The organism is Streptomyces sp. NPDC088785 (genome assembly GCF_044750685.1).
Lineage (GTDB): Bacteria > Actinomycetota > Actinomycetes > Streptomycetales > Streptomycetaceae > Streptomyces.
This window is the reverse complement of sequence record NZ_JBIVKH010000016.1, coordinates 1-18,988: the sequence shown is the minus strand read 5'-3', so window position 1 is coordinate 18,988 and position 18,988 is coordinate 1. Positions and strand designations below refer to the sequence as shown.

Here is an 18,988-nt window from a genome sequence, read left to right as displayed (position 1 = left end):
TCTTGAGTCCGGGGGGATGGGATATCAACCGGGGGGATACCAAGGGGAGCGGTGCCCCCGTCGCGTACGAATGCGACGGGGGCCCGCTCGGCCTCGGCAAGCAGGCCCGTTCCCGTCCGGCACGCAGCTGACCTTCTCCCCGCGGGAGCGGGAAGTGATCTCCGGCTGCGACCGGGCGGAAACCGCCGATGCTCTGGCTACCGCACGTCCCCCTACCGCCTGAACGGTGTGGGGGGTCCCCCCGGCAGCAGCGTCCCTGGTTCGGCCGGCGCGACATCGGCGGCCTCGGTCTTGGGATTGCGCCGCTGCCGCCTGGCCACCCACTGGGCGAACCATGACAACAGCATGCACATCCCGATGTAGATCGGCGAGATCACCATCACCACAGGGATGAAGGGCAAATCGTAGTCGAGGTTCGACGCGATCAGCTTCCCGGCGTGGAGGAACTCCTCATAGGTGATCAGATAGCCGAGCGAGGTGTCCTTCAGGGCCACCACCAACTGGCTGATGATGGCGGGCAGCATCGCCCGCACGGCCTGCGGCACGAGCACGTACGCCATGACCTGTGTCTTGCGCATGCCGAGCGCGTACGCGGCCTCGCGCTGGCCGCGCTCCACGGAGTTGATGCCCGAGCGGAAGACCTCGGCGAGGACGGAGCCGTTGTAGAGGGTGAGGCCCGCGACCAGGGCGGGCAGCGGCTCGACCTTCAGGGCCACGTAGATGAAGAAGATCATCACGAGGACCGGCATGGCGCGGAAGAACTCCACGCACAGGGTGGCCGCCCAGCGCACCGGCCGGTGGTCGGAGAGCCGGCCCACGGCGAGCACGGTGCCCAGGGCGAGCGCGAGCACGGCGGAGAGGGCGAACGCCTTCAGGGTGTTGCCGAGTCCGCGCAGCAGCAGTTCCTGAATGCCCTTGTACGCGAACGGCGACCACTTGGTGCTGGTGAACTGGTCGGTGTCGAAGAGCAGGTACAGCAGCCAGGCCACGAGCCCGAGCACGATCAGGGTGGAGACGAGCCCGTACAGCCTGTGGCGGCGCTCGGTCCTCGGTCCGGGGATGTCGTAGAGGGCGGTGGCGGAGTGGTCGAGTGCTTTCATCGGGCGACTCCCCAGCGCTTTTCCAGGACGTTGAAGAGCGCGCTGATGGCGAGCGTGATGATGAGGTAGCCGAGCGCGATCCAGACGAACGTCCAGACGATGTTGTAGCCGAGTTCGCTGAGCGTCTTGTACGTGCCGAGCAGTTCGACGACGCTGAAGGCGCCGGCGATGGCCGAGTTCTTGGCGAGCGCGATCAGCGTGGAGCCGACCGGCGGGATCACCGACCGGAAGGCCTGCGGCAGGATCACGGTGGTCAGCGTCTGGCCGAAGGTCATGCCGAGGCTGCGGGCCGCCTCGCCCTGGCCGCGGGGCACGGTGTTGATGCCGGAGCGCAGCGCCTCGCAGATGAACGCGGAGGTGTAGCAGCCCAGCGCGAGCACGGCGAACAGCTGGAACGGCAGCACCAGGCCGAAGCGCGGCAGGCCGAGCAGCACCGCGAAGAACAGCAGGGTCAGCGGGGTGTTGCGCAGGACGGTGACCCAGGCGGTGCCGAAGGCGCGGAAGGAGCCGACGGGCGCGACGCGGAACGACGCCATGAGGAAGCCGAGCACCAGGGCGAGGACCGAGGCGTAGACGGTCAGTTCGACCGTGCCGAGGAAACCCTTCCAGTACGTCGAGAAGTTGTCGGTCAGGACGTTCACGGGACGCCTCCTCAGTTCGCCGGGTAGCGGTCGATGGGCGGGGGCTTCGGCGCGGCCTCGCCGGACAGGCCGAGGGTGGCCTCGAACGCCTTCTTCCAGTCGCCGTTGCGCTCCCGGGCGGCCAGGGCGTCGTCCATGGCGAACCGGAGCGCGGTGTCGCTCCTGGGCAGGCCGATGCCGTAGGGCTCCTCGGAGAACGGCTTGCCGGCGATCTTCATCTCGTCGGGCGCCTTCGCGGCGAAGCCGAGCAGGATCGCGTCGTCGGTGGTGACCGCGTCGACCTGATAGGTCAGCAGGTTGTCCACGCAGATGGAGTACGTGTCGTAGGCGACGAGGTCGGCCTTCGGGTAGTCGGCCTGGATGCGCTGGTAGGGGGTCGAACCGGCCGCCGAGCAGACCCGCTTGCCCGCGAGGTCGTCCGGTCCGTGGATGTCGTCCTCGTCGGCGCGCACGAGCAGGGACTGGCCGGCCATGTAGTAGGGCCCGGCGAAGCCGACGAGCTTCTTGCGGTTGTCGTTGATGGTGTAGGTGCCGACGTAGTAGTCGATCTGCCCGTTCTGGAGGGCGGTCTCGCGGTTGGCGGAGGCGATCGTCTTGAAGCGGATCCGCCCCGGTTCGAGGCCGAGGGACGCCGACATCATCTTGGCGATCTCGACGTCGAAGCCCGAATAGACGCCGTTGGCGGGGTTCTTCTCACCGAGGTAGGGCTGGTCCTCCTTGGCGCCGACCACGAAGTAGCCGCGGCTCTTCGCCCGCTTCCACGTCTTCGAGTCGGGCAGGGAGAACCCCTGGGCGACCTGGTACTGCGGGAGTTCATCGGCGGACGGGCCCTTGGTGGGCGGGCTGCCGTCCTTGCCGCAGGCGGTGGCGGCCGAGGCCGTCACCAGGAGCGCGGCGAGCAGCCGCAGCGACTTGGCGATCATGTGGTGCTGCACTCCCCCGTCAGTGCTTGAGGATCTTGGAGAGGAAGTCGCGGGCGCGTTCGCTCTCCGGGTGGGTGAAGAACTCCTCGGGGGCGCGGTCCTCGACGATCCTCCCGTCGGCCATGAAGACGACGCGGTCGGCGGCGGTGCGCGCGAAGCCCATCTCGTGGGTGACCACGACCATCGTCATGCCGTCGCGGGCGAGCTGCTGCATGACCTCCAGGACCTCGTTGATCATCTCGGGGTCGAGGGCCGAGGTCGGCTCGTCGAAGAGCAGGGCCTTGGGGTCCATGGCGAGGGCGCGGGCGATGGCCACGCGCTGCTGCTGGCCGCCGGAGAGCTGGGCGGGGAACTTGTCGGCGTGGGCGGCGAGCCCGACCCGTTCGAGGAGTTCGCGGGAGCGCGCGTCGGCCTGGTCCTTCTTCCGCTTGCGGACCTTGACCTGGGCCAGCGAGACGTTCTGGAGCACCGTGCGGTGCGCGAAGAGGTTGAACGACTGGAAGACCATGCCCACTTCGGCCCTGAGCTGCGCGAGGGCCCTGCCCTCCGCGGGCAGTGGTGCGCCGTCGAGTCTGATGGTTCCCGACTCGATGGTCTCCAGACGGTTGATCGTGCGGCAGAGCGTCGACTTGCCCGACCCCGAAGGGCCGATGACCACGACCACCTCTCCCTTGCCGACGGTGAGCTCGATGTCCTGGAGGACATGCAGCTCCCCGTAGTACTTGTTCACGTCACGCAGCTCGATCAACGGATCGACGGCCATGGCCAGTCCCTGCCCACTCATCGCTGTGTCGGTCCGCGCAAACTACCCACGCAGATATGGGACTTAATGGACGACACGCTCGGCAGGGGATTAACCGTATTTGCTGCTCAGCGGCACGGTCAGGACTCGGCGGTCTCCGCGTAGAACTGGGACAGCTCCGGCGCGCCGCTCTCGGCCCAGGCGTGGCCCGCCTCGACGACGTCGATGTCCCGGCCGGAGGCGAGGCGCACCACCGGCTGCCCGTCGGGCCAGATCGCCCAGGCGGCGCCGGGCACGTGGTGGACCATGACCGTGCCCAGGTACAGGCCCGCGTCGTTGCCGAGCCAGTGCAGCGCGTCCGCGTCCTCCCGCCAGCGCGGCACGAGCTGGTCCAGCGCCGCCAACGAGGCGATGGAGTCGTCGAGTTCGACCCCGGCGTCGTCGGCCTGGGTGCGCAACAGCTCGCACTCCGCGAGCAGTTCGGCGACGCCCTCGGCGTCCTCGGCGCCCGGCCCGAACACGGCGAGGGCGGCATCCCCGTGCCTCTTGCGCCACTGGTCCACGAAAGGGATCTTCATACCGTCCAGCGTCGCATCCGGCACCGTCGGCGCACCACAGGCGCGCGGGCCAAGCGGACCGGCCGTTCGCGTCGAGTTCACGCCCCCGTCGGCCCCACCTCATTGACGCGTCCCTGACGCCTCCTTACCTTCATGGCGCACCCGTCACGGCACGCACACCTACGGAGGGAGCCGGCCGTGCGCCGACGCATCTGGGGAACAGCCGTCCTGCTGGCCGTCTGCGCGGGGACGGCCCCCGTCACCGCGGCGCGGGCCGCGGGGCACGGGCCGCTCCCGCTGGAGCGGCTCTTCGACGGCCGGGGGGTGAGCGACGACGCCACGCCCGGCGCGGCGGACCTCGACGGCGCGGGCGGCTCGCTGTCCGCGCAGGATCTCACCGCGGCGGGCTGGACTCCCGGGCGCACGCTGGGAGTTGACGGCGCCCGGCTGACCTGGCCGCGCACGGCGGGCAAGGGTTTCGACCACGTCACCGCCGACGGGCAGCGGGTGCGGGTCGGCGGGCGCGGCGACGCGCTGGCGTTCCTGGTCACCGGGACCGGCGGCGACGCCACCGGTGCGGGTGTGGTGCGGTACGCGGACGGGTCGACGTCCGCGTACACGCTGACCGCGCCGGACTGGCGCACGGGCTCCCTGGCGGCGAAGTCGGTCGCGCTGCCCCACCGGAACACCCCGGACGGTCAACTGGCCGAAAAGACACGGCTGTTCGTGGTGAGCGTCCCGCTGCGGTCCGGGCGGGCGGTCGCCTCGGTGGAGCTCCCGAGGACCCGCGGGGCCGCGCTCCACGTGTTCGCGCTGTCCGTGCGCGAGCGGCCGCGGGGGTGGACGGGCACCTGGTCGGCGTCGGCCGCCGGACACCCCGTGGTGGGCCCGTGGCTCGACCGCACGGTGCGGCTCGTGGTGCACACCAGCGCGGGCGGGCCGCGGGTGCGGATCCGCCTGGAGAACACCTTCGCCTCGACGCCCGTACGGATCGGGAGCGCGTCGGTGGCGGTGCAGGAGGCGGGTGCGCGGGCCCGGAGCGCGCCGGTCGCGCTGCGCTTCCGGGGCGCCGACGGCGTCCGGCTCCCGGCCGGCACCCAGGCGTTCAGCGACCCCGTCGGCTTCGACGTGCCGCCCGCGGCGAACCTTCTGGTGAGCTTCCACCTGCCGGAGCCGGTGGTGAGCGCGCCCGTGCACAGCCAGGCGCTGCGCACCGGCTACGTCAGCGGCCCCGGCGACCACGCGGCGGAGGCGTCCGGCGCCGCGTTCCCGTCCACGATCACGTACTGGCCGCTGCTCACCGGGGTCGACGTGGGCGGCGGTCCGGGGTCCGTGGTGCTGCTCGGGGACTCCATCACCGACGGCGTGCGGTCGACGCCGGACACCGACCGCCGGTGGCCCGACGTGCTGGCGGGGCGGCTGCTCGGGCAGTCGCGGGTGCCGCGGTACGGGGTGCTGAACCAGGGCATCTCCGCGAACAAGATCCTCACCGACCGGTATCCGGGGGACGGGATCTCCACGGACACCGGCGGGGTGAGCGCCCTGCACCGCCTCGACCGGGACGTGCTGGCGCAGACGTCGGCCCGTACGATCGTGGTCTTTCTGGGGATCAACGACCTGCGCTGGGGCGCCTCGGCGGAGCAGGTCGAGAGCGGGCTGCGGGAGATCGCGCGGCGGGCCCACGCGCGCGGGCTGAAGGTGATCGGGGCGACGCTCACGCCCTGCGAGGGCGAGGCGCTGTGCCCGGCCGCCGTCGAGGCCGGGCGGGTCGCGGTGAACACGTATCTGCGCGGGCCCGACGCGCCGTTCGACGGGCTGGCCGACTTCGACGCGGTGGTGCGGGACCCGGACCGCCCCGCCCGGATGCTGCCCGCCTACGACAGCGGGGACCATCTGCATCCGGGCGACGCGGGCCTGAAGGCCCTGGCCGACTCGGTCGACCTGCGCACGCTGGTGCCGTAGCGGCCCTGGTGCCGTAGCGGCCCTAGGGTCTGCGGACCTGGGGTCTGCGGACCTGGGGTCATCGGCCCTGGGGCTGTCCGGCGGATCAGGTCGCAGCCGGGTGGCCCGCGCGCTTCCGCGCCCGCGACAGGATCCGCCGGACGGGCCCTAGGAGGCGGCGGCGGGCCCCGGCTTCTGGGCGACGAGGGTGCCCTGGCGTCCCTGGGTCGCGCGCTCCATGGCGTCGGGCTCGCGGACCAGGCGGGCCTGTACGACGAGCCCGGCCGCCGCGAGCTTCTCCTCGACCTCCTCGGGCGAGCGCCAGTAGACGTCCAGCGAGAGGTCGTGGCCGTAGGCGTGGTCGAGGTGGCGGACCAGGTCGCCGATTTTGTAGCCGATGAGGAGGTGGCCGCCGGGGGCGAGGACGCGGTGGAACTCGGCGAAGACCGTCGGCAGGACGCCGGGCGGGGTGTGCACGGTCGAGTACCAGGACACGATGCCGCTCAGCGAGTCGTCGGCCAGGGCGAGACCGGTCATCGAGCCCTCCTCGAACCGCAGGTCCGGGTGGGCGCGGCGGGCCTCGGCGATCATCTTCGGCGAGAGGTCGACGCCGAAGGCGGTCAGTCCGAGGTCCCGCAGATGGGCCGTCGCGTGTCCGGGCCCGCAGCCGAGGTCGGCCACCGGCCCGGTCCCGCCGCGGGCCCGGACGAGATCGGCGAAGGCGCGGAACATCGCGACCCCGTACGGATCGCGGTCGAAAAGCGGCGGGATGATCTCGGCGTAGGCGCCCGCGGCGGTGTCGTACGCGCGCCGGGTCGCCTGCAAGTAGCCCGTCTGGTCGGTCCGGCCGGTCTGGTCGGTCTGGTCGGTCTGGTCGGTCTGGTCCGTCTGGTCGGTCTGGTCGGTCGTCATGGTCGGCGACGGTAGCGCCGGCCACTGACAACGCCCCGGCCGCCGAGGTCGCGTCGGGGGTCGGGGCGTCGGCGTCGGGTCGGTCGGGTCAGACGTCGAGGTCCACCACGACCGGGGCGTGGTCGGACGCGCCCTTGCCCTTGCGCTCCTCGCGGTCCACGTACGCGTCCGAGACCGCCTTCGCGAAGGGCTCGTTCCCGTAGACCAGGTCGATGCGCATGCCGCGGTTCTTCGGGAAGCCGAGGGCGCGGTAGTCCCAGTACGTGAAGGGGCGGTCGTACTTGAGGGGGCGCGGCACGACGTCGCTCAGGCCCGTCTCGCGCAGGGCGGCGAGGGCGGCGCGCTCGGGCGCGGTGACGTGGGTGAGGCCGTCGAACGCGCTGAGGTCCCAGACGTCCTCGTCCGTCGGTGCCACGTTGTAGTCGCCCAGGACGGCGAAGGGCCGCTCGCCCGCCGCGTCGCCCGCGACGGCCGCCTTCAGCGCCTCGAACCACTGGAGCTTGTACGCGTAGTGGGGGTGGTCGACCTCTCGTCCGTTCGGCACGTACACCGACCAGACGCGGACCGGGCCGCAGGTCGCGGAGACGGCGCGGGGCTCCGCCGCGCCGTCGTAGTCCGGGCCGCCGGGCAGGCCCTTCACCACGTCGTCGAGACCGACGCGGGAGAGCAGCGCCACCCCGTTCCACCGGCCGGTCGCGTGCACCGCCGACTCGTAGCCCAGCTCGCGCAGCGCGTCCGCGGGGAACTGCTCCTGCGAGCACTTGGTCTCCTGGACGCACAGCACGTCCGTGCCGCTGCTCTCCAGCCAGGCCAGCAGGCGCGGGAGGCGCGCGGTGATCGAGTTCACGTTCCACGTAGCGATGCGCATGGCGTCCAACCTACCGGGCGGGTACGACAACGGGCCCGCGCGCCCGATCGACGGGGAGATCGTCGGACGCACCGGGGATATAGACAGGTAATCTTGCAAGTTTTCCTGTTAGACAGTTAGCCTGCCGAACATGAGTGACAGCACCCCCACCCCCCTCTCCCTCGACGAGCGCCCCGCCCTCGTCCTCATCGACCTCCAGCAGGGCATCCTCGGCCTGCCGACCGTGCACCCCGCCGGTGACGTCCTGAAGAACGCCGTCCGGCTGGCCGACGCCTTCCGGGCCAAGGACCTGCCGGTCGTGCGGGTGCGGGTCGGCTGGTCGCAGGACGGCGGCGACCTTCCGGTCGGCCGGGCCGCGACGCCGGGCCTGACGCAGGCCCCGCCGGCCGCGTTCTCCGAGTTCCCCGACGACCTCGGGCCGCTCGGCGACGACATCGTCGTCACCAAGCGGCACTGGGGCGCCTTCACCGGCACCGAGCTGGATCTCCAGCTGCGCCGCCGCGGGGTCACGCAGATCGTGCTGTGCGGCATCTCCACGTCGATCGGCGTGGAGTCGACCGCCCGCTCCGCGTTCGAGCTGAGCTACCACATGGTGGTCGTGGACGACGCGACGACCGACACGGACGCCGCGTCCCACGCCCACAGCTTCGAGAAGATCTTCCCGCGCATCGCCGAGCTGGGCTCGACCGACGACGTGCTGGCACTGCTCGGCGCGTAGGCGGCGCGAGCGGTACCCCGTCCGCGGGGACGGATCACACCTGCGCCGAGGCGCCCGGCGTCAGGCGCAGGTGCTCCGTGCCGCCGAGCGCGCCGATCTGGCGGTCGTAGATCGGGCGCGCGAGGTCGGTCAGCAGCGCGTCGTGGACGTCGTACGCGCGCGTGGGCTTGACCTCGCGGACGTACTCGATGACCTCGGCGATCTTGTTCCAGGGCGCCATGACCGGCAGCATCAGCGTCTCGACCGACTGGTCGGGGACGGTGAGGGCGTCGCCGGGGTGGAAGACCGCGCCGTCGTCGATGAGGAAGCCGACGTTCGTGATGCGCGGGATGTCCGGGTGGATGACGGCGTGCAGCTCCCCGTGGACCTGCACGTCGAATCCGGCGGCCGCGAACGTGTCGCCGTGGCCGACCGTGCGGACCCGGCCCGGGAACGCCGTCGAAAGCTTCTCCGCGACCGACCGCAGGGTCCAGATCCGGGCCTCGGGATTCGCGTCCAGGGCCGCGCGCAGCCGCCCCTCGTCGAAGTGGTCCGGGTGCTCGTGCGTGACCAGGATCGCCTCGGCGCCGACCGCCGCGTCCTCCTCCGTGAAGCCGCCGGGGTCGATGACGAGGGTGCGGCCCTCCTTCTCCAGGCGGACACAGGCGTGGGTCTTCTTGGTGAGCTTCATGCGTCCCATCCTGCGCCCCGCGCACCGGGGGCGGGCAACCGGAGTCCGGCGCCCCCGTCCGCCGCCCCCGGCCGCTCACTCCTGCGGGGTGGTCTCTTCCCTGATCACCTGCTGGGCCACCTTGAACGCGGCGTTCGCGGCCGGTACGCCGCAGTAGACCGCCGTCTGGAGCAGGATCTCCTTGATCTCGGCGGCGGTCAGCCCGTTGCGCAGGGCGGCGCGCGTGTGGAAGACCAGCTCGTCGAAGTGGCCGCCCGCGACCAGGGCCGTGAGGGTCACCGACGAGCGTGTCCGGCGGTCGAGGCCGGGGCGGTTCCAGATCTCGCCCCACGCGTAGCGCGTGATGAATTCCTGGAAGTCGCCGGAGAACTCGTCGGAGGCGGCCAACGCCTGGTCCACGTGCGCGTCGCCGAGGACCTCGCGGCGCACCTTGAGACCCATCTCGTGCGGGTCGGCGCGGACCGCGGCCTCGGGCTGCCGGATCGCCGCCGTGATCTCGGCGACCGGGGTGACCGGCGGGGGCGTCGGCGCGAGGACCGGCTTGGCCGGGGCGGCCTGGAGGGCGTGCTGGCCGGTGTCGGGGCCGGGCTGCCACGCGGAGGTGAAGTGCCGGACGAGGAGGTCGGTGACCGCGGAGGGCTGCTCGACCGGCGCCAGGTGGGAGGCGCCGGGCACGACGGCGAGCCGGGCGTCCGGTATGCCGGCGACCAGCGTGCGGGCCTCGGCGGGGCCGGTGACCTGGTCGTCCGAGCCGACCAGCACCAGCGTGGGCACGCCGACGGCACCCAGTTCCGTCCGGATGTCGAAGGCGGCCAGCGCCTCGCAGGAGGCGATGTAGCAGCCCGGGTCCGTGGTGCGCACCATCTGCACGGCCCAGTCGGTGATGGCGGGCTGCGCGGCGGCGAACCCGGCCGTGAACCAGCGCTCCGGCGACGTGCGGGCGATGGGGTCGAGGCCGTTGCTGCGCACGATGACGCCGCGCTGGCGGAACTCGTCGGCGGTGCCGAAGCGGGGCGAGGCGGCGATCAGCCCCAGCGACGCGACGCGCTCGGGGTGGCGCAGCGCCAGCTCCGCGCCGATCGCGCCGCCCAGCGAGCAGCCCGCGTAGCCGAACCGCTGCACGCCCACCTGGTCGAGGGTGGTCAGCACCCGCTCGGCCAGCTCGGCGACGGAACCGGCCGGGCGCGCGGGGGCCCCGCCGTGACCGGGCAGGTCGAACCGGAACACGCGCCAGTGCTTGACCAGCTCGGGGATCTGCCGGTCCCACATGTGCCATGTGGTACCCAGTGAGGGACCCAAGATCAGGACGGGAGCGTTTTCTGGCCCGTCAAAGCGGTATTGCAGGGTGTTCTTTGGCGTCTCACTCACCTGCCTGACCCTCTCATCTGTCCCTGGATGTCACTGCGCCGGGGTGAACCCACCGAGGCTTGCCCAGCCTCGACGCTGCCGGATCTGTCAACGAGACGTCCAGCGTGCGCTCCCCGGCACGCGCTCGTGGCCGTGCCGAGGGTGGGCCCTCCAGGCACACGCTCTCCATCGGTCCCCCGGTCCGACTCTCGTCCTTACGCCCGACCTACAAGAGCGGGTCGCAACCGCAAGTGTGGATGAACGAACGAGGCTCGGCGTGACCATCCCGGAAACCTTCCGGACTTACACCCAACAGCTTCTCAACCTCCACACGGTGACCAGGTCTGCCTGTGGTCGCACGACCCTCGGAGCAACTTCCGGGACACAGCCCGCAGGCCATCAGAGCGCCCGCATCTCCGTCGCCCACGACGCGGTCGGGGAACGCGAACTCGGCTGGGGCCAGCAGCTCGCCGTACGCGAGATCGCTGCCTTCGGCACCGACGCCGAATGCAGCGATCCCGCGCCCACGCCAGCCTGCCTGAGCACGACCCCCGGACACCACGCTCGTCGTCGGGCACTGGAACTACCTCGGCTCGGGCTACAGCCCCGGCGCGGCCCACCTCACCGCCGGTGTCCGGCACCCCAAGGAACTGGAACGGCAGTTCACGGCCGAAGGGGGCTGCTGATGGCCTCGCCCCCGCCCGCCGTCCTCCACGCGGACGCGGCACCGACGCTGGATCTGCTCACGGTGCCCCAGGTCATGGCCCGCCTCCAGCTCAGCCGATCCGCCGTTGACGACCTGCTCCGCACCGGACAGCTCGCCTCGATCACCCTCGGCCGCGCCCGCCGCGTCCCCGCCGACTTCATCCACACCCGCCTCGAACAGGACGCCGCCTGATGACCACGCCCCGCGACACCCCGCCTCCCGCCGCGACCGCGGCAACGGCGACGGAACCGTGTACCAGCGCAAGGACAGCCGCTAAGAGGCCGCCGGATACGTCCTTGCCCCCGGCAACACCCGCAAGGAGGCCCTGACCAAGCTCACCGATAAGATCGCCGCCAGCAACCGCGGCGTCCCCGCACCCTCCGCGCAGGTCAGCCCGGCCGCATACCTGGCTGGCTGGAGAACGTCGCCGTCCACCAGCTCCGCGAGAACACGCACACCCGCCACACCGCCGTCACCCGGCTCTACCTCATCCCCGGCCTCGGCAAGAAGAAACTCGCCGAGCTCCCCGCCGAGGACGTCCGCACCTGGCTCAACCAGCTCCGCACCACCTGCCAGTGCTGCGCCCGGAGCATCGACGCCCGCCGCGACCAGCCCCATGGCTGCGCCGCCGGAGCGTGCTGCTCCAAACGGCTCTCCCCGCTGACGCTGGCGTACATCCACTCTGTTCTCAAGTCGGCTTTGGAGCACGCCGTCCGCGAGGAGGAGATCACGCGCAATGTCGCCCGCAACGTCCGCACGGGTACGCCGCGCCCCCGTCGGTTCGAACCGCTCACGGCAGATGAAGCCCGCCAGTTCCTCGCTGCCGCCTCCAATGACCGCCTGTTCGCGCTGTACGAACTAGCCCTCCGCACCGGACTCCGCAAGGGCGAACTCCTCGGCCTCCAGTGGGAAGACCTCGACCTCCAGACCGGCACTGCCAGCATCCGCCGCACCCTCCAGCGCACCCAGACCGGCGGCCTGACAGCCCTGCCCACCAAGACCCGAGCCTCCGAACGCCGCATCGCCCTCCCCGGCGAGTGCATCCACTCACTCAAGGAACACCGTGAGGTGCAGGAAGGAGAACGAGAGGTGGCAGCGGAGGGCTGGCGGGACAACGGCCTCGTCTTCAGCACGCCGGCAGGAGGGCCGATCGGTCCGGCGAACCTCAATCGCAGCTTCCGCTCCCTCCGCGATCAGGCAGGGCTCCGCCGGATTCACTTCCACGACCTACGGCACTCCACCGCCACCCTGCTCCTGGAGCAAGGCGTCGAACTCGTCGTGATCAAAGAACTCCTCGGCCACGCCCACATCGGCGTCACCGCCACCGTCTACGCCTACGTCAGACTCCGCCTCCAGCGCGACGCCATCGACCTCCTCGGCCGCACCCTTCGGCGCTCCGACGAGACCACCGGCCCACCTGACGACCCTGACGAACCTCAACCCTGCGCAACACCCATCCGCTGACATTGCCGTCAACTACTGCCGTCAAACACCTCAGAGACCCCACTGGAAGTTTCAGCGGGGCCTCTGGGGCATTATCCGGGATGATTTACGCTACGGGTGTTCTCGCAGGGTCGAAGCGATCCCATCCCAGGTTCCAGAATGCGTCAAATCCACGCGAGTAAACGAAATCCCGTTCCGAGGAGTAGATGGGATAGGCTCCGACGATTTCGACTAGATCACACCCCCTCGTGTCAACGTCACCGAGGCTTAGATCTAGCAATTCCGAGCCGCAATCAACTGCAGGACCGGCCAAGACGATGCTATTCATTGCGGAACTTCCCACATAGGGCTCCATATACCCAAGCACTTGACCTGAATTGAAAGGACAGATGCCTCGCAATGCGGCAACCACCCTTGCGGGAACCCGAGACCACTCGACATCGTCAGAGTGGACAGTAATGGACAGTTCGCGCCCCCTTGTCCCCCAATCGGGGTGACTGGAGAGGGAAAGGCCGTAGGTGAATCCTGTCACATATCCAGGTCCCGGCACTCCGATGTATGAGACGGACCGGACCGGCCCGTCCCCTGCCACCCGCGGTTCAACGTCGCTGATGATAGGTGTTGCACCGGTAAGTGAGTCGAGTAGCTCGCAGTAGCGATCGAACCGGTCAAGCGTGTCATGCTCAGTCATAACGCCCCTTGATGCAAGGATCCCTTGAGAAGTGCCCCGAGGCGGCGTCCCACCACTGTGACTTACTGTGATCGATGAACGAGTTGAATTCTTCGATCCTACCGGCTGGGATTCTCCACTCAATAAGTCCGATCACGCCATTCTTGTTTGGCAGGCAGAATTCAAGCTTCCCGAAAGCTTCTCGGAATCCAGGCTTCATTACAAACCGATGGAATCCCATGTCGTGACCATTTCCGGCGTACTGTGCGGCACCTTCCGGCTTGTTGGAAAGGTACGCCGTAGGGTGGGGGCCTGAATGGTTATCTGCATTCAGGCCGCCCGCCTCACTTGCCCTCTTCCCTTCCGCCGGAGAGCGGTAGACAACTGTCTCTCCACAGTTGTGCACGAGGACCGGAATGGGGCCTGCAAGCACATAGTACGTGTGCTCCCCCGCAACGGTCAGATTGTGTACCGTCGCACGCTGGGTCGTCCACCGCTAGACGGCGTCGATTGGATCCGCGTGCCTGCGCTGGTGCGCAGGAAATCGCCGGGCTTCAGCTCGGTGGCGTCGAGCCAGACGTTCAGGTCTGGGACCCAGAACGGGTGGCCGTCCGTGGCGGTGACCGAGGCGGTCTTGTCGCCCTTCTTTCCGTCGAGGTCGATGGAAATCTTGACGAGGTGCTTGAGTCCTTCGCCCTTGATTTCGGCGGTGACCGTTTCCGGTCTGGTTTCGCCGGTCTCGGGATCTGTGGCGAGTACCTTGTCGCCGATGTCGACGTCCTCGATGGCTTTCGCGGAACCGTCCGCCATCACGACTTTGGTCTCCGGGACAAAACTGTTCGAGGGCCCTATGAGACAAGCAGCCCCTTCAGCTTCCTTTCGTCCCTTGCGCCAGTCCTTGAAGGCCCCCCACAGCTTTCCGACGGGACCGCCACCGATGAGCGACGTGACGATGTTGCCCGCTGTGGCTCCGCAGGCGTCCAGGGAGCCAGTGGTGAAGCAGTCGAGGGCGTCGGTGATGCCCAGTTCATCGGCGATGATCTTGCCGAGTTCCTTGGCGACCGCGATGGCCCGCTGCTTGGCCGCTTCCGCCCTGGCCTGGGCCTGGCGGGCCTTGTAGCTGGCCGTCGATTCCTTCGGGGCCTGGACGCCGTAGTACGTGTAGTAGGTCTTGGTGGCCTTGACGTCCCAGCCGCCGTTGCTCTTCAGGCTGCAGGTGATGCCGACGTTGATGCAGTCGTCGGGCTTGAGGCCGTCGGGGTCGGAGAAGGAGACCGGGGTGTTGTTGCTGTAGGCGTATCCGTTGATCTGTTGGGGGTCGGTGTAGTCGATGATCGGGTCGGCCGAGATGAAGCGGCCCGTCGACGCGTCGTACTCACGGGCACCGAGGTTGACCAGACCGGACGTCTCATCGCTCGTACCCCCGACGAAACCCTTGTCGTCGACCCACTTCGAGGAGTCGGACGACTTCGCGTCGCGGCCGTTGCCGAAGGGGTCCAGGCGTCTGCGCTGGGTCTCGCCCGTGGTGGAGTTGATGGCCAGCTGGGACGTTCCGTGGTGATCGCCCGCCATGAACGTGACGCCCTTGGAGTCGCGAAGGGCCACTGTCTGTTCGCCCAGCGTGTAATAGCGCGTGGCGGTGACGGCCTTGGTCGCGGTGTCGAGGCGCAGTTCCATGTCGGGCAGGTAGAACGTCGTCTGCTTCGGCGACTTCTTCAGCAGCCGGCTGCCGCCCGCGTCATAGGTCCCGTTCAGCCCTCAACACCCGGGCCACGCACCGGAGATCAGACACAGCCCCACTTGCCCAGCCATACGGACTCGCCCTGCCAGAGGCCATTCGGGCGTCCTCGTGCCGGCGATCGCCGGGGCCTGGTCCGGATCGGCGAGAGCGGGGCGGAGGGCGCAACAGGGTGCACGGGGGGTGCCAGGGGGTGCGGGGAGTGCGGCGGGTTCAGCGGGTCTTGTCCACGACGAAATCGCACAGCGCCTCGAACACCGCGCGTGCCGGGATGTCGGGCAGCGCCCGGATCTCGCGTCGGGCGACCTCGGCCCACTCCCGCACCTCGGCGCGGGCCATGTCGATGGCCGGATGCTCCTGGAGGAGCGCCAGGGCTTCCGCGTGCTGGGCCGGGTCCGTCAGCTGGCCGGCGCGCAGCAGTTCCACGAGCCGGGCGTCCGAGGGGTGCGACGAGCGCAGTGCGTAGATCATCGGCAGGGTGGGGACGCCCTCGCGGAGGTCGGCGCCCGGGGCCTTGCCGGACTCCGCCGACTCGCTGGTCACGTCGAGCACGTCGTCCGACAGCTGGAAGGCCATCCCCCAGGCCTCGCACGCCCTGCCGATGCGGGCGGTGACCTCGGCGGAGGCGCCGGACAGCAGGCTGCCCAGCTCGCCGGAGGCGGAGAACAGCGACGCGGTCTTGTTGCCGAGCACGCCGAGGTGATGGCCCAGGCCGTCGTCCTCGCTCTGCGGCGGTCCGGCCGTCTCGGCCGACTGGCCGTCGACGAGGCGGGTGAACGCCCTGGCGTGGAGCTGGATCGCCTCGTCGCCCAGACCCGCTATCAGCAGGGACGCGCGGGAGAAGAGGAAGTCTCCGGTGAGGACGGCGATCGGCGTGCCCCACAGCAGGTGTGCGCTGGGCACGCCGCGTCGGATGGTCGCCTCGTCCATGACGTCGTCGTGGTAGAGGGTGCCGATGTGCGTCAGCTCCACGGCGACCGCCGCCGACACCAGACGCGCGTCGCGCTCGGTGCCGAACTGGGCTCCCAGGAGCACCAGGAACGGTCGCAGGCGCTTCCCGCCGGCGCTGATCAGGTGGCGTGCCGCCGCGGCGAGCACCTCGTTGTCCGTCGCCACGGACTCGATGAGCCGTGTCTCCACTTCCGCCATCCCGGCGGCGAGTTCACCGGACAGTGCCGCATCGGCGACGTCCATGGGCAGGACAGCGTTCACAGCGCACTCCTCTTCTGGGCGGAACCAGTGTCCCGGGCCAAGGATCTTGGACGGGTTTGCAGTGTACGCATTCTGAAGGAACGCGACCGGGCGGTGACGATGTGTGAAGTGCCGCGATCAGGCAGCCTGTTCGATGGCCGGAAGCCCTAGGAGGTGGCGCGGACGGCCGCGAAGGCGCTCGGCCCGTGGTGGGGGCGGCATCGCAGTCCGTTCCGCCGACGCCACCCGCGCCGTCCACCGTTCCACGGTTCAGTTGTCGCCCGCCGCTGACGGCACGGTCACCGCGTCGGCGGTGCCGGAAGACGCGGGCAACCGCCGTCGCATGTGCCGGACTTCGGGCACGAGGAGGACAGCGCAGGTGAGGAGCACGATGAGGACGCCACTGAACGCCAGGACGACCGGGGCCCCGAAGGAGCCGGCGAGCCCGCCGGCCACGGCGATTCCCACCGGGGCGAGCGCGTAATTTCCCAGCGCGTCATAAGAGGAGATACGGGAAAGCTCGTCGGACGGTATTTCCTGTTGGAGGGTGACGACCCAGCTCACCTCGAACACTTCCAGGAATGCCCCGGCCAGGAACGACGCCGCGACGTCAAGAGAGGTCGACAGCGGAACGGCGAGCGCGAAGAACAACAGGGAGAGGGCCGGGAGCGACAGGATTCCGGCGAGGAGGATTCGCGCGGGCCGGAACCTGAGCATGACGAAGCCGCCCACGACCGCGCCGAAACCGTAGGCGGCCACGATGAATCCCCAACTGCGCGCGCCCTCGAGATCGGAATGCGCGACCAGTGGCCCCAGCACGCTGATCAGAGCCGAACTCACGGTGGTGATGACCGCGGCCTGCGCCACGACCATCCACAGCCAGCGCCGTGAGGTGAAAGCGCGCCAGCCGGCACGCAGATCGGTCAGCATGCTGGAGACCCGCACCCGCGGCAGGTCGGGGAATTGCATCCGGTATCTCAGCGCTCCGGCGATGGCAAAGCTCGCGGCGTCGAGAACGAGACCCCAGCCCGGCCCCCAGAGCACGATGAGAACGCCGCCGAGCGCGGCCCCGCCGATGGACGCCGTGTTCCTGGCCATGCGGTCCAGGGCTACCGCCGGCGGCCGTTGATCGGCCGGCACCGTCTGCGGGAGCAGCCCCTGGGACGCCGGGTAGCTGATCGCCACGCCGATGCCGCTCACCGCGGCCAGCACTGCCAGCTGCCACACCCGCGCGTGCCCGCCGAGGATCAGCGCGGCGGCCGCACCTGCGGCGACGGCCTGGAGGGCGTTCGCCGCCACCAGGACCCTGTGCCGTGGCAGCCGGTCCGCGAGCACCCCGCCGATCAACAGGAACGCGACGATGGGGACGAGCTTGGCGGTCGCCACGAATCCCACGTCGCCCGCCGAGCCGCCCACCCCGAGTACCGCGAAGGGTATGGCGACGTTCGCAATCGACGAGCCGGCAACAGAAATGACGTTACAGCTCACGAGCAAGCGGAAATTGCGACTCTTCAGAGGACCTCGTGAGGCGCGCATATCAGGGGACCCGCACTTGCTGTGTCTCCTCGATGCAGAAATCGTCCGCCTCATGGGGCGAACTGCTCGGGTGGCCAGAATTGTTCAACCGTGCGTTTTGGATATCCTGTCTGAAGATGATCACATTGAACCTCCGGCCCTGACGACTGTCAAGGTGTTGCCGATTGACGTGAGGGCGAATGCCCGGGAGCGGCACGGGGCATCGCCGAAGCGCGGTCCGTTTTGGTCCACTACGCCAGGTATCCCGCCTCTACTGACGTCTGGAGACCCGTGGCGTTCGGCCACGGCCGGTCACATCATGGCCGACATATACGCCATGCGCCCCGGGTCCTACCCGGTCGCCCCCGCCGAGAGACCGCTCAACATCCCTCTTCACACGTCGTGTTGTTCTGCGACGACCTCCGACTTCCTTTGCCGAAAGGTGACTTGCGCTCCCTTCGGGCACATCTCGGGCCGCCCGGAATTCTGTTGACAGCACTCACGTCACCGTTAAGATCCACTGGCTGAGATGCAGTAGGCACAGACAACGCCGAGGGGGCCGCACGTTGGACTCGGGAATCCGCAGGGGGGCGTTGTCCTACGGGCAGCGGAGATTGTGGCTCGCAGAGCGGGCGGCACCCGGAAGCCTCGCGTACACCACGCCCCTGGTGCTGCGGCTGCGCGGCCCGGTGCGTCCCGACGTCGTGCAGGCGGCTCTGAGCGCCATCGTCGCGCGGCACGAGGTGCTGCGGACGGTGTTCGCGGCGGAGCGCGGGGTCCCGGTCCAGGTGATCGGCCCGGCGTACGAGGTCGCCCTGCCCGTGGTGGACCGCCGCGACGCCGGCCCGGCCGACGTGGACGCCGCGATCCGGGAGGAGCTCGGCACGCCGTTCCACCTGGACCGGGGCCCGTTGTTCCGCGCGCGGCTGATCGTGACCGGCGCCCAGGAGAGCGTCCTGGTGCTCAACATGCACCACATCGTGACCGACGGCTGGTCGGCCATCGTCCTCCAGGACGAACTGGCGGCGCTCTACCCCGCGCTGTGCGCGGGCGAACCCTCGCCGCTTCCCGAACTGCCCCTCCAGTACGCGGACCACGCGGTGCGGCAGGAGGCGCTGCTGACGGCGGACCGCCGGAAGGCGCTGGAGACGTACTGGCGCGACAAGCTCGACGGCGCCCCCGCCTACCTGCCACTGCCCTACGACCGCCAGCCGCCCGCCGAACCCCGCTGGGAGGGCGACACCCACAGCTTCACCCTCGACGCCCGACTCACCACCGACCTGCGCGCCCTGGCCCGCGACGAAGG

General features: G+C 69.8%; 17 protein-coding genes and 2 pseudogenes. 6 read left to right on the top strand and 13 right to left on the bottom strand.

From position 1 onward, the window contains the following. Positions 1–212 precede the first annotated feature (212 nt). The 5 genes from ACIP5K_RS31000 to ACIP5K_RS30980 form a co-directional block, all read right to left on the bottom strand. Positions 213–1,100 (bottom strand): amino acid ABC transporter permease, encoded by an 888-nt coding sequence (locus tag ACIP5K_RS31000; protein WP_401414870.1) that lies wholly within the window; start codon positions 1,098–1,100, stop codon positions 213–215. Further along, entirely contained in the window at positions 1,097–1,741 is a 645-nt protein-coding gene (locus tag ACIP5K_RS30995) for an amino acid ABC transporter permease (protein WP_401414868.1), read from the bottom strand. The genes ACIP5K_RS31000 and ACIP5K_RS30995 overlap by 4 nt, the downstream gene beginning before the upstream one ends. 11 nt (positions 1,742–1,752) lie before the next feature. Then, on the bottom strand, positions 1,753–2,664 hold the full coding sequence (locus ACIP5K_RS30990; protein ID WP_401414867.1) for a glutamate ABC transporter substrate-binding protein: 912 nt from the start codon (positions 2,662–2,664) through the stop codon (positions 1,753–1,755). A 19-nt stretch (positions 2,665–2,683) separates the two neighbouring features. Then, positions 2,684–3,427, bottom strand: coding sequence for an amino acid ABC transporter ATP-binding protein (locus ACIP5K_RS30985; RefSeq protein WP_401415059.1), 744 nt, complete (start codon positions 3,425–3,427; stop codon positions 2,684–2,686). Between the two features lie 119 nt (positions 3,428–3,546). Beyond that, complete coding sequence (locus ACIP5K_RS30980) at positions 3,547–3,984, bottom strand: DUF6278 family protein (protein ID WP_401414866.1); 438 nt, start codon at positions 3,982–3,984, stop codon at positions 3,547–3,549. A gap of 132 nt (positions 3,985–4,116) precedes the next feature. Between ACIP5K_RS30980 and ACIP5K_RS30975 the strand changes: the two genes are divergently transcribed. Continuing rightward, positions 4,117–5,925 (top strand): SGNH/GDSL hydrolase family protein, encoded by a 1,809-nt coding sequence (locus tag ACIP5K_RS30975; RefSeq protein ID WP_401414864.1) that lies wholly within the window; start codon positions 4,117–4,119, stop codon positions 5,923–5,925. Between the two features lie 147 nt (positions 5,926–6,072). Here the strand turns inward: ACIP5K_RS30975 and ACIP5K_RS30970 are convergent, their stop codons facing one another. Next, entirely contained in the window at positions 6,073–6,816 is a 744-nt protein-coding gene (locus ACIP5K_RS30970; RefSeq protein WP_401414863.1) for a class I SAM-dependent DNA methyltransferase, read from the bottom strand. An 88-nt stretch (positions 6,817–6,904) separates the two neighbouring features. Beyond that, entirely contained in the window at positions 6,905–7,684 is a 780-nt protein-coding gene (locus ACIP5K_RS30965; protein ID WP_401414862.1) for an exodeoxyribonuclease III, read from the bottom strand. A gap of 130 nt (positions 7,685–7,814) precedes the next feature. Here ACIP5K_RS30965 and ACIP5K_RS30960 point away from each other — a divergent pair, with 130 nt between their 5' ends. Beyond that, positions 7,815–8,402 carry an isochorismatase family protein gene (locus ACIP5K_RS30960; RefSeq protein WP_401414860.1) on the top strand — a complete coding sequence of 196 codons (588 nt, stop codon included), beginning with the start codon at positions 7,815–7,817 and terminating at the stop codon, positions 8,400–8,402. 34 nt (positions 8,403–8,436) lie between these two features. Here ACIP5K_RS30960 and ACIP5K_RS30955 read toward each other — a convergent pair whose 3' ends face one another. Next, positions 8,437–9,072: an MBL fold metallo-hydrolase gene (locus tag ACIP5K_RS30955; RefSeq protein WP_401414858.1), complete on the bottom strand. Its 636-nt coding sequence runs from the start codon at positions 9,070–9,072 to the stop codon at positions 8,437–8,439. Positions 9,073–9,147: 75 nt separating this feature from the next. After that, a complete protein-coding gene (gene pcaC / locus ACIP5K_RS30950) occupies positions 9,148–10,440 on the bottom strand; it encodes a 4-carboxymuconolactone decarboxylase (RefSeq protein WP_401414856.1) in 1,293 nt (430 codons plus the stop codon). 664 nt (positions 10,441–11,104) lie between these two features. On the opposite strand from pcaC, the gene ACIP5K_RS30945 reads away from it, so the two are divergent. Both ACIP5K_RS30945 and ACIP5K_RS30940 read left to right on the top strand, forming a co-directional pair. Further along, the gene (locus ACIP5K_RS30945; RefSeq protein ID WP_401414854.1) at positions 11,105–11,317 is read left to right on the top strand and encodes a helix-turn-helix domain-containing protein; all 213 of its coding nucleotides are present in this window, start codon (positions 11,105–11,107) and stop codon (positions 11,315–11,317) included. Then, positions 11,317–12,589: pseudogene (locus ACIP5K_RS30940) on the top strand (tyrosine-type recombinase/integrase). Before ACIP5K_RS30945 ends, ACIP5K_RS30940 begins: the two are co-directional and overlap by 1 nt. Positions 12,590–12,674: 85 nt before the next feature. Here ACIP5K_RS30940 and ACIP5K_RS30935 read toward each other — a convergent pair. Further along, positions 12,675–13,259: a suppressor of fused domain protein gene (locus ACIP5K_RS30935; protein ID WP_401414853.1), complete on the bottom strand. Its 585-nt coding sequence runs from the start codon at positions 13,257–13,259 to the stop codon at positions 12,675–12,677. Positions 13,260–13,326: 67 nt separating this feature from the next. On the opposite strand from ACIP5K_RS30935, the gene ACIP5K_RS30930 reads away from it, so the two are divergent. Next, the gene (locus tag ACIP5K_RS30930; RefSeq protein WP_401415067.1) at positions 13,327–13,554 is read left to right on the top strand and encodes a hypothetical protein; all 228 of its coding nucleotides are present in this window, start codon (positions 13,327–13,329) and stop codon (positions 13,552–13,554) included. Positions 13,555–13,617: 63 nt separating this feature from the next. On the opposite strand, the pseudogene ACIP5K_RS30925 reads toward ACIP5K_RS30930, so the two are convergent. The 3 genes and pseudogenes from ACIP5K_RS30925 to ACIP5K_RS30915 all read right to left on the bottom strand — a co-directional run. Then, a pseudogene (locus ACIP5K_RS30925) lies at positions 13,618–14,984 on the bottom strand (RHS repeat-associated core domain-containing protein); the annotation flags it as partial. A 205-nt stretch (positions 14,985–15,189) separates the two neighbouring features. Next, a complete protein-coding gene (locus tag ACIP5K_RS30920) occupies positions 15,190–16,170 on the bottom strand; it encodes a polyprenyl synthetase family protein (RefSeq protein WP_401415058.1) in 981 nt (326 codons plus the stop codon). A gap of 267 nt (positions 16,171–16,437) precedes the next feature. Then, positions 16,438–17,703 (bottom strand): MFS transporter, encoded by a 1,266-nt coding sequence (locus ACIP5K_RS30915; RefSeq protein ID WP_401414851.1) that lies wholly within the window; start codon positions 17,701–17,703, stop codon positions 16,438–16,440. Positions 17,704–18,296: 593 nt separating this feature from the next. Here ACIP5K_RS30915 and ACIP5K_RS30910 point away from each other — a divergent pair. After that, positions 18,297–18,988: condensation domain-containing protein (locus ACIP5K_RS30910; RefSeq protein ID WP_401414850.1), on the top strand; the 692-nt coding region annotated here is incomplete at its 3' end.

Bases quoted from the DNA above. Each gene is read 5' to 3' on its own strand.
- ACIP5K_RS30975 (WP_401414864.1), top strand. From the start codon at position 4,117: ATGGCGCACCCGTCACGGCACGCACACCTACGGAGGGAGCCGGCCGTG.
- ACIP5K_RS30945 (WP_401414854.1), top strand. From the start codon at position 11,105: ATGGCCTCGCCCCCGCCCGCCGTCCTCCACGCGGACGCGGCACCGACG.
- ACIP5K_RS30960 (WP_401414860.1), top strand. From the start codon at position 7,815: ATGAGTGACAGCACCCCCACCCCCCTCTCCCTCGACGAGCGCCCCGCC.
- ACIP5K_RS30970 (WP_401414863.1), bottom strand. From the start codon at position 6,816: ATGACGACCGACCAGACCGACCAGACGGACCAGACCGACCAGACCGAC.
- ACIP5K_RS30955 (WP_401414858.1), bottom strand. From the start codon at position 9,072: ATGAAGCTCACCAAGAAGACCCACGCCTGTGTCCGCCTGGAGAAGGAG.
- ACIP5K_RS30965 (WP_401414862.1), bottom strand. From the start codon at position 7,684: ATGCGCATCGCTACGTGGAACGTGAACTCGATCACCGCGCGCCTCCCG.
- ACIP5K_RS30985 (WP_401415059.1), bottom strand. From the start codon at position 3,427: ATGGCCGTCGATCCGTTGATCGAGCTGCGTGACGTGAACAAGTACTAC.
- ACIP5K_RS30980 (WP_401414866.1), bottom strand. From the start codon at position 3,984: ATGAAGATCCCTTTCGTGGACCAGTGGCGCAAGAGGCACGGGGATGCC.
- ACIP5K_RS30915 (WP_401414851.1), bottom strand. From the start codon at position 17,703: ATGCGCGCCTCACGAGGTCCTCTGAAGAGTCGCAATTTCCGCTTGCTC.
- ACIP5K_RS30920 (WP_401415058.1), bottom strand. From the start codon at position 16,170: ATGGACGTCGCCGATGCGGCACTGTCCGGTGAACTCGCCGCCGGGATG.
- ACIP5K_RS30935 (WP_401414853.1), bottom strand. From the start codon at position 13,259: ATGACTGAGCATGACACGCTTGACCGGTTCGATCGCTACTGCGAGCTA.
- ACIP5K_RS31000 (WP_401414870.1), bottom strand. From the start codon at position 1,100: ATGAAAGCACTCGACCACTCCGCCACCGCCCTCTACGACATCCCCGGA.
- ACIP5K_RS30990 (WP_401414867.1), bottom strand. From the start codon at position 2,664: ATGATCGCCAAGTCGCTGCGGCTGCTCGCCGCGCTCCTGGTGACGGCC.